Here is a 3,503-nt window from a genome sequence, read left to right as displayed (position 1 = left end):
TGCCGTGGTGACCGGCGCGCTCGAGCGACTCAACGTTGCCGGTTGAGGCCGCGGGGGAGATGATCACCCCGCGCGGCTCCTGTTGATCTTGGATCAGTACAGTCCTCCTGCGGAACTGACGAATCGCCCCATTGTGTGCAACGTCTCGGCCTCTACGAGCTGACCGGCACGGCTATGTCCGCGGAGGTGGAACAGCCCACCATCACCTCGGCTGAGGAAGGCTCCGAAGTTGGGGCCGACGACGGCAGTGGGAATCCGATGAACGCGCTCGAGCAGTTGATTAGCCTGCTCGATGGTGACCGTACGAGTAGGTGAAGACCGTCAGCTCAGACGTTGCCCGGTGCATGGAACGCGATGTCGGTCCATGCACCGGGCAACGGCGTACGTGGTTCGGACGCGCCCGTGGCGGCACGTCAGAGCCGGCGCATGACGGCGACCACACGCCCGAGGATCGCTGCGTCATCCCCAGGGATCGGGTCGTAGGCGTCGTTGTGCGGCAACAGCCAGACTCCGTCATCGCGCTGCTTGTACGTCTTGACCGTGGCCTCACCGTCGATCATCGCCGCGACGATCTCGCCGTTCTCCGCGACCTGCTGCTGGCGTACGACGACCCAGTCGCCATCGCAGATAGCGGCGTTGACCATGGAATCACCAGTGACGTTAAGCATGAAGAGCTCGCCCTCACCGACCAGCTCACGGGGGAGTGGGAAGACGTCCTCCACTGCCTGCTCCGCGAGCACGGGCCCGCCCGCGGCGATCCGCCCGACAAGCGGGACGTACGACGGTGCCGGAAGTGGGGTGTCCTCGGGTATCAGGTCCAGGTCGGCCGGCGAGTACTCATCTCCGCGCTGCGGAGGTGCGAGAACCTCGAGAGCGCGCGGCCGATGCGGGTCCCGGCGAATGTAGCCCTTGGTCTCCAGGACGCTCAGCTGATGCGAGACGCTGGACGGGCTGGCGAGCCCGGCGGCCTGTCCGATCTCACGCATGCTCGGCGGGTATCCGCGCCGCTCGACGGCATCACGGATGACTTCGAGAACCTTCCACTGCCGCGGGGTCAGGATGGGGCGCCCACCGGTTGTGGGGTCGGGAAATTGATGAACAGAGGCGCCCCGTGCGGTCCCCTTGCCCGCTCCCTGCTCTTTGTTGCCTTGTCTGGCCACGACGCTACCTCCGGGTAGTTGTGCCGCACGGCCCGCCGGCACGAGAACGACGTGCGAGTGAACCTTGTGCGCCATGATCTAACGCCGCCAGGCTAGCTCGAAAAGACGACACGATCAAACATCTGTTCGAGGTTTCTCGACATTGTCGGTGCCGGGGTGTAGAAATACTCGCACGGATGTTCTATCGAACGGCTGTTCGGTACCTTCCGTCGTGTCATATCGGAAAGAGCTGGAGGTAGAGGCGATGTTGATCACATCGACGCGGCCCATGGGGGAGCCTGAGGCGCCCGTCCGCGGAGAAGGTGAGGCGCCTGAGCGTGGCCGTCGGCGGCGTGTCGGCTCGGGCACCGGCGCGCACAGCATGCCGGCCGGGAGTGGCTCGGACGGAACAGACCTCGCCGCCGGCGCCGATGTCCTGCCGTTCGCGCGTCCGAGGCGTGCCGGTCGCCGGGACGCCGTCTCCGGGTTGCACGCGGATGGTGGCCTCGCCGGCGCCACGGTCGGCGGGCGTGGGCACATCGTCCGTTCCGAATCGGGGACGCTGGCGCGTACCGAACAGGCCAGCCGCGATGGCAGCGGTGAGGCCGGAATCGTGGTTCCGGTCCGGCCGGGGAGTGAGCGCTTGGTCCGCAGGCAGGCGGTGGACGCTGGAACGCGTCCCCGGCGCCTGATGGTGCCGGGTTCGGACAATGCACAGCCGCGTCGGTGCGCGACCTCAGCGCCACCCAGCATGCATGGTTCGCGGCTCACCGCCCGTGGCCGGCTCGTCGTGGCGGTGCTGTGGCTGGTGCTCATCGCCCTCGCGGCGGTGCCGTTCCTGCGTGCGGGCGGCGGCGCCGATGCGAATGTGGAGACCGTGCCGGTCGAGGTCGAAGCGGGTGACACGCTGTGGCAGCTCGCTCACGAGGTCGATCCCGGAGCGGATCCGCGGGCTGTGGTGGACGCGATCATCGATCTCAACGGATTGCGCTCGGGCGGGGACATCCGCCCCGGTGACACGTTGATGGTTCCAGCTGCACAGCGCTGAGCCGGACGGCGTGTGCTTGGTCACTTCGACACGTCTTGACGACCCTGATTCCAGGGGCGACGCGCCGAGCCGCGGTCGCTAAATGGGGTATGACCTGGCGCGATGAAGAGGCGGAAGCGGATCGGTGGGATTCGGTTGCAACGCTTGTCGTCGCGACGTACGGTACCCCTATATGTAGTAGTTACATAGCTGTAAGTAGTCCACAGATTGTGTTCGGTAGTGCACAGGTTGTCCCCAGCTCATCCACAGGTCAGATAATGGAAGGGAGAGGTTCATATGAACTGCCCCTTCTGCCGGCATCCCGACAGCCGGGTGGTCGACAGTAGAACGGCGGACGATGGCGCAGCCATCAGGCGGCGCCGTCAATGCCCCGCGTGTGAGCGGCGGTTCACTACTGTCGAGAAGCTGACTCTGGCCGTGGTGAAGAGGTCCGGGGTGACCGAACCGTTCAGCCGCGACAAGGTGATCGCGGGCGTGCGCAAGGCCTGTCAGGGGCGAGGCGTTGACGAGGATGCCCTGGCCAGGCTGGCGCAGCGCGTCGAGGATCACATCCGTGGCTCGGGATCGGCCGAGATTCCGAGCAACGAGGTCGGGCTGGCCATTCTCGAGCCGCTGCGAGAGCTCGACGAGGTGGCGTACCTGCGGTTCGCGAGCGTCTACCGAGGGTTCGACACATTGGCGGACTTCGAGGCCGAGATCGCCACGCTGCGAGGCGAACGAACGGAGCGGGTGGCGCAGCCGCAGCACTGACGCACCGACCGCAGAGAACTGAAGAACCGGCTCGAATCCGGCACGGCGTCCCAGCGCGGATGTGCCGGCAACGGGGGAACGACACGAGGGAGCAATTCATGACAGAGACGGTGAGCGGTCCGAGCCGTGGCGGGTCCGGAGCCAGGGGCTCGGGCAAGGCCAGGGCGAAGGCGGCCGCACGGGGACTCACCATCGATCGGCTCTACACCACACCCGGCGTGCATCCGTATGACGAGGTGACATGGGAGCGCCGGGACGTCTCCCAGCAGAACTGGCAGACGGGCGAGACGGTCTTCGAGCAGAAAGGCGTCGAGTTCCCAGAGTTCTGGTCGCTGAACGCATCGACGATCGTCACCACCAAGTACTTCCGGGGAGCGCCCGGCACCGACGCTCGCGAATGGAGCCTGCGGCAGCTCATCGATCGGGTGGTGAAGACGTACCGCGGAGCTGGCGAGCAGCACGGGTATTTCGCTACCTCGGACGATGCCGAGATCTTCGAGCATGAGCTGGCCTGGATGCTGCTCCATCAAGTCTTCAGCTTCAACTCGCCGGTCTGGTTCAACGTG

At 66.0% G+C, this 3,503-nt stretch carries 3 protein-coding genes and 1 pseudogene; 3 read left to right on the top strand and 1 reads right to left on the bottom strand.

Annotated features, from left to right (window positions below):
* Positions 1-413: 413 nt before the first annotated feature.
* A complete protein-coding gene (lexA, locus tag ELR45_RS03130; protein WP_129663295.1) occupies positions 414-1,235 on the bottom strand; it encodes a transcriptional repressor LexA in 822 nt (273 codons plus the stop codon).
* 169 nt (positions 1,236-1,404) lie between these two features.
* Here lexA and ELR45_RS03125 point away from each other — a divergent pair, with 169 nt between their 5' ends.
* From ELR45_RS03125 to ELR45_RS40365, 3 genes and pseudogenes are all read left to right on the top strand, one after another.
* Positions 1,405-2,187 (top strand): LysM peptidoglycan-binding domain-containing protein, encoded by a 783-nt coding sequence (locus ELR45_RS03125; protein WP_129663293.1) that lies wholly within the window; start codon positions 1,405-1,407, stop codon positions 2,185-2,187.
* 276 nt (positions 2,188-2,463) lie between these two features.
* The gene (gene nrdR, locus ELR45_RS03120) at positions 2,464-2,937 is read left to right on the top strand and encodes a transcriptional regulator NrdR (protein WP_129663290.1); all 474 of its coding nucleotides are present in this window, start codon (positions 2,464-2,466) and stop codon (positions 2,935-2,937) included.
* Between the two features lie 98 nt (positions 2,938-3,035).
* Positions 3,036-3,503: pseudogene (locus tag ELR45_RS40365) on the top strand (vitamin B12-dependent ribonucleotide reductase); the annotation flags it as partial.

It is taken from the genome of Phytoactinopolyspora endophytica (assembly GCF_004138495.1).
GTDB classification, from domain to species: domain Bacteria; phylum Actinomycetota; class Actinomycetes; order Jiangellales; family Jiangellaceae; genus Phytoactinopolyspora; species Phytoactinopolyspora endophytica.
Note: the sequence above shows the minus strand (reverse complement) of the source record. Positions and strands in the feature narration are given on the sequence as shown.

What these genes read in the sequence shown, in the direction of transcription:
- lexA (WP_129663295.1), bottom strand. Translation starts at nt 1,235, where the DNA reads ATGGCGCACAAGGTTCACTCGCACGTCGTTCTCGTGCCGGCGGGCCGT.
- ELR45_RS03125 (WP_129663293.1), top strand. Translation starts at nt 1,405, where the DNA reads ATGTTGATCACATCGACGCGGCCCATGGGGGAGCCTGAGGCGCCCGTC.
- nrdR (WP_129663290.1), top strand. Translation starts at nt 2,464, where the DNA reads ATGAACTGCCCCTTCTGCCGGCATCCCGACAGCCGGGTGGTCGACAGT.